4 protein-coding genes are annotated in these 3,993 nt (G+C 72.8%); all 4 read right to left on the bottom strand.

The features are described 5' to 3' along the window. A partial coding sequence (locus ACFU5G_RS29480) for an ABC transporter ATP-binding protein (protein ID WP_377252625.1) occupies window positions 1-919 on the bottom strand: 919 nt, incomplete at its 3' end. After that, window positions 912-2,006: an ABC transporter ATP-binding protein gene (locus tag ACFU5G_RS29475; RefSeq protein ID WP_377252623.1), complete on the bottom strand. Its 1,095-nt coding sequence runs from the start codon at window positions 2,004-2,006 to the stop codon at window positions 912-914. The genes ACFU5G_RS29480 and ACFU5G_RS29475, both read right to left, overlap by 8 nt. Further along, on the bottom strand, window positions 2,003-2,932 hold the full coding sequence (locus ACFU5G_RS29470; protein WP_377252621.1) for an ABC transporter permease: 930 nt from the start codon (window positions 2,930-2,932) through the stop codon (window positions 2,003-2,005). The genes ACFU5G_RS29475 and ACFU5G_RS29470 overlap by 4 nt, the downstream gene beginning before the upstream one ends. Continuing rightward, a complete protein-coding gene (locus tag ACFU5G_RS29465) occupies window positions 2,925-3,929 on the bottom strand; it encodes an ABC transporter permease (RefSeq protein ID WP_377252619.1) in 1,005 nt (334 codons plus the stop codon). Before ACFU5G_RS29465 ends, ACFU5G_RS29470 begins: the two co-directional genes overlap by 8 nt. Window positions 3,930-3,993: the final 64 nt, after the last annotated feature.

Below are 3,993 nucleotides of genomic sequence, written 5' to 3'. Positions count from 1 at the left end.
AGCTTGTCGAGACCGGGGTCTCGACAAGCTCGACCAGCGGGGGATCGACCGACGGGGGAGCGACCAGCCGCACCGACGGGTCGGGCACCGGCACCGCGGAGAGCAGCGCCTGCGTGTAGGGGTGCCGTGCGGCGTCGTACACGTCGGCCTCGGGGCCTTGCTCGACGATGCGGCCCAGGTACATGACGGCGACGTCGTGGGCTATGTGCCGCACCACGCCGAGGTCGTGCGCCACGAACAGGTACGACAGGCCGAGCTCCTCCTGGAGGTCCTCCAGCAGGTTGATCACCTGGCCCTGCACGGAGACGTCGAGCGCCGAGACCGGCTCGTCGCAGACCAGGATCTTGGGCCGCAGGGCGAGCGCGCGGGCGATCCCGACGCGCTGCCGCTGCCCGCCCGAGAACTGGTGCGGGTACCGGTTCGCGTGGTCGGGGTCCAGGCCCACGAGCTCCAGCAGCTCACCCACCGCGGCTCGGCGGCCGCCCGCCGGGTCGATGCCGTGGATGGCGAACGGCTCGCCCACGATCTCGCTCACCGACATGCGCGGGTTCAGCGACGTGTACGGGTCCTGGAACACCATCTGCACGTCCCGGCGGAGCTGCTTGCGGCCCGCCCGGGAGCGGCCGGCGACGTCCTCGCCGTCCACCAGCACCTGGCCGCTGGTCGGCGTCTCGACGCCGACCAGCACGCGGGCGAGCGTCGACTTGCCCGAGCCGGACTCGCCGACCAGGCCCAGGGTGCGGCCCCGGTCCAGGGTGAGCGAGACGCCGTCGACGGCCTTCACGGCCGCCGCCGAGCGGCGCAGCAGCCCGGAGCGCACCGGGTAGTGCTTGACGAGGTCGCGGACCTCGAGCACCGCCCGGTCGTTCGCGGGCCGCTCGTCGACGAGCTCGGCGCCCGCCGGTCGTGACTCAGTCATCGGGGTCTCCCTTCGGCTCGGGCACCGACCCACCGGACGCCGACGCCGCCACGCCGGCCTCGGGGGCGGGTTCCCGTCCGGCCATGATGTCCGACGCGAAGTGGCACGCCGACATCCGGCCGGGCGCCGGGGTCGCCCGCGGCGGCACGTCGGTGCGGCAGACGTCGCGGGCGGCGTCGCACCGCGGGTGGAACGGGCAGCCCGACGGCATCGCGGCCGGGCTCGGCGGGCGGCCCGGGATCACGGGCAGCCGGCCCGTCCCGGCCGCGGACGGGATGGACCGCAGCAGCGCCCGCGTGTACGGGTGGGCGGGCGCCGTGTAGACGGGCACCACGGGCGCCTGCTCGACGGCGCGGCCCGCGTACATGACCGTGACGTCGTCGGCGACGCCCGCCACGACGCCCAGGTCGTGCGTGATCAGCACGAGGCCCATGTGCCGCTCCGCCTGGATCTCGGCGAGCAGCCGCAGCACCTGCGCCTGGACCGTGACGTCGAGGGCCGTGGTGGGCTCGTCCGCGATGAGCACGTCGGGGTCCATGGCCAGCGCCGTCGCGATCATCACGCGCTGGCGCATGCCGCCCGAGAACTGGTGCGGGTACTCCTTCACGCGGGCCTTCGCGTTCGGCACCTTGACCAGGTCGAGCAGCTCGACCGCCCGCTTGCGGGCGTCACCCCGCGACAGCCCGCGCCGGGCCCGCAGCGCCTCGGTGAGCTGGTAGCCCACGGTGTGCACGGGGTTGAGCGCGGCCAGCGCGTCCTGGAACACCATCGCCACCTGGTCGCCGCAGCGGGCGCGGTGCTCCTTGCGGCTCAGGGTGAGCAGGTCGGTGTCGCCCAGCCGCACCGACCCGCGCGTGACGCGGGCCGTGTCGGGCAGCAGGCCCATCACGGCCAGCGACGACACGGACTTGCCGGAGCCGGACTCGCCCACGATCGCGAGCGTGCGGCCCGCCTCCACGCGGTAGGACAGCCCGTCGACGGCGCGCACCGCGCCGTCGGGCGTGCGGAACTCGACGGCGAGGTCGGTGACCTCCAGGAGCGGCGTGCCGGACGGCGTCCCCGACGTCCGGTCCGTGGCGGCGCTCATGCGCTCAGCCTCGGGTCCAGGGCGTCGCGCAGGGCGTCGCCGAGCACCACCAGCGACAGGACCGTCGCGAGCAGGGCGCCCAGCGGCACCAGCAGCATGTGCGGGTAGCCGCCGAGCACCCACGAGGAGCCGTTCTCGATCATGATCCCCCAGGAGATGGCGGGCGGGCGCACCCCGATGCCGAGGAACGCGAGCACGGCCTCCGCGCCGATCACGCCGGCGATCGCCGTCGGGACCAGGGCCGTGACCGGGCCGATCGCGTTGGGCAGCACGTGCCGGAACATGATCCGCAGGTCGGAGGCGCCCAGCGCGCGGGCCGCCGTGACGTAGTCCAGGTTCTTGGCCTCCAGGACGCTCGCCCGGACGTACCGGGCGTAGCCCATCCAGCCGAACAGCGTCAGCACGATCGCGGGCAGCATGATCGTGGTGAACGTGCCCGAGCCGAGGTCCACGTTCTTGAACAGGCTCAGCAGCAGCATCGCCGCGAGCAGGTACGGGATCACCAGGAAGACCTCGACGGTGCGGGACACCACGAAGTCCACCCAGCCCAGGTAGTACCCGGCGAGCAGCCCGAGCGTGACGCCGATGACCAGCGCGGTGCCGACCACCACGAGGGCCAGCAGCAGCGACGGCCGCGAACCGTGCGCGAGCTGCGCCAGCGTGTCGCACCCGAACGAGTCGGTGCCGAGCGGGAACTCGTTGCCGAAGCCCTGCGGCTTGATCTTGGCGTCGCCGATCACGCAGTGCCGCGGGCTCACCGAGGTGAACAGCGTGGGGAACGCGGCCATGACCACGAAGAACGTGATGATCAGGCCGGAGACGATGACGTCGGGCCGGCGGCGCAGGCTGCGCCAGGCGTCCGAGGCCAGGGTGCGGGACGCGGTGCCGGCGACCTTCCCGGTCGCCGCGGAGGCTGCCTCACTCATAGCGGATCCTCGGGTCGAGCGCGGCGTAGGCGATGTCCACGACGATCATCACCAGCACCGTGACGGCGGTCAGGATGGTCACGATGCCGAGCACCAGGCCGACGTCGCTGCTCTGCACGGCGTCCCACAGGACGCCGCCCATGCCGTAGATGTTCATGATCCCCTCGGTGATGACGGCACCGCTCAGGGCCTCCGCGAAGGTGAGCCCCACCGCCGTCACCACGGGGATCGACGAGTTGCGCACCACGTGGTGCACCACGACGCGGCCCTCGCTCAGGCCCTTGGAGCGGGCCGTGCGCACGTGGTCGCCGCCGTACGAGTCGAGCTGGCTCGCGCGCACCAGGCGGATGAAGGCGGCCGAGCCGGCCAGGCCCAGCAGGATGCCGGGCACCGCGACCGTGGCCCACGGGTGCTCCGGGTCGAACGACGGCTTGAACCAGTACGGCGGCCAGCTGTCCTCGCCGAAGGTCTCCTTGGCCCAGCCGCTGAGCGGGACCGTCACGACCTCCTTGTAGACCAGGAGCAGCACGAACACGGGCAGCGCGTCGATGAGCACCGACGTCAGCCGGATACCGTGGTCGGACGGCGAGCCGCGCCAGCGGGCCGCGACCGAGCCGAGCACCATGCCGAGCACCAGCCACGTGATCGTGACCATGACGAACAGCCGCAGCGTGTTCGGGGCGGCGCTGGCGACGATGTCCGTCACCTCGCGGCCCCGCAGGTTGGTGCCGAGGTCGCCCTGCGCGTACTGGCCGAGCCGCTCCACGAACGGTCCGAGGCACGGGTTGCCGGGCTGGTCGTAGCACGGGTCGTCCAGGCCGAACCGCTGCTCGACGGCGGCGACCTGGGCCGGCGAGGGGATCTTGTCGCCGAAGAACGCGAGGGCGGGGTTGCCGTTGAGCTGGATCGCGAGCGTCGTGAGCAGGTGCAGCACGAACATCACCAGGAACAGCATGCCGACCGCCTGCGCGACACGACGGAGGATGTAGCGCCCCATGGGGTCCTTCCGGGGGATGGGGTCCGCACGTGTCGGACGTGCAGGTCACCAGCGTGACCTGCAC

This window comes from Promicromonospora sp. NPDC057488, from assembly GCF_042802395.1.
Classification (GTDB): Bacteria; Actinomycetota; Actinomycetes; order Actinomycetales; family Cellulomonadaceae; genus Promicromonospora.
The sequence above is the reverse complement of the archived record's forward strand: the minus strand, read 5'-3'. Positions and strand labels throughout refer to the sequence as shown.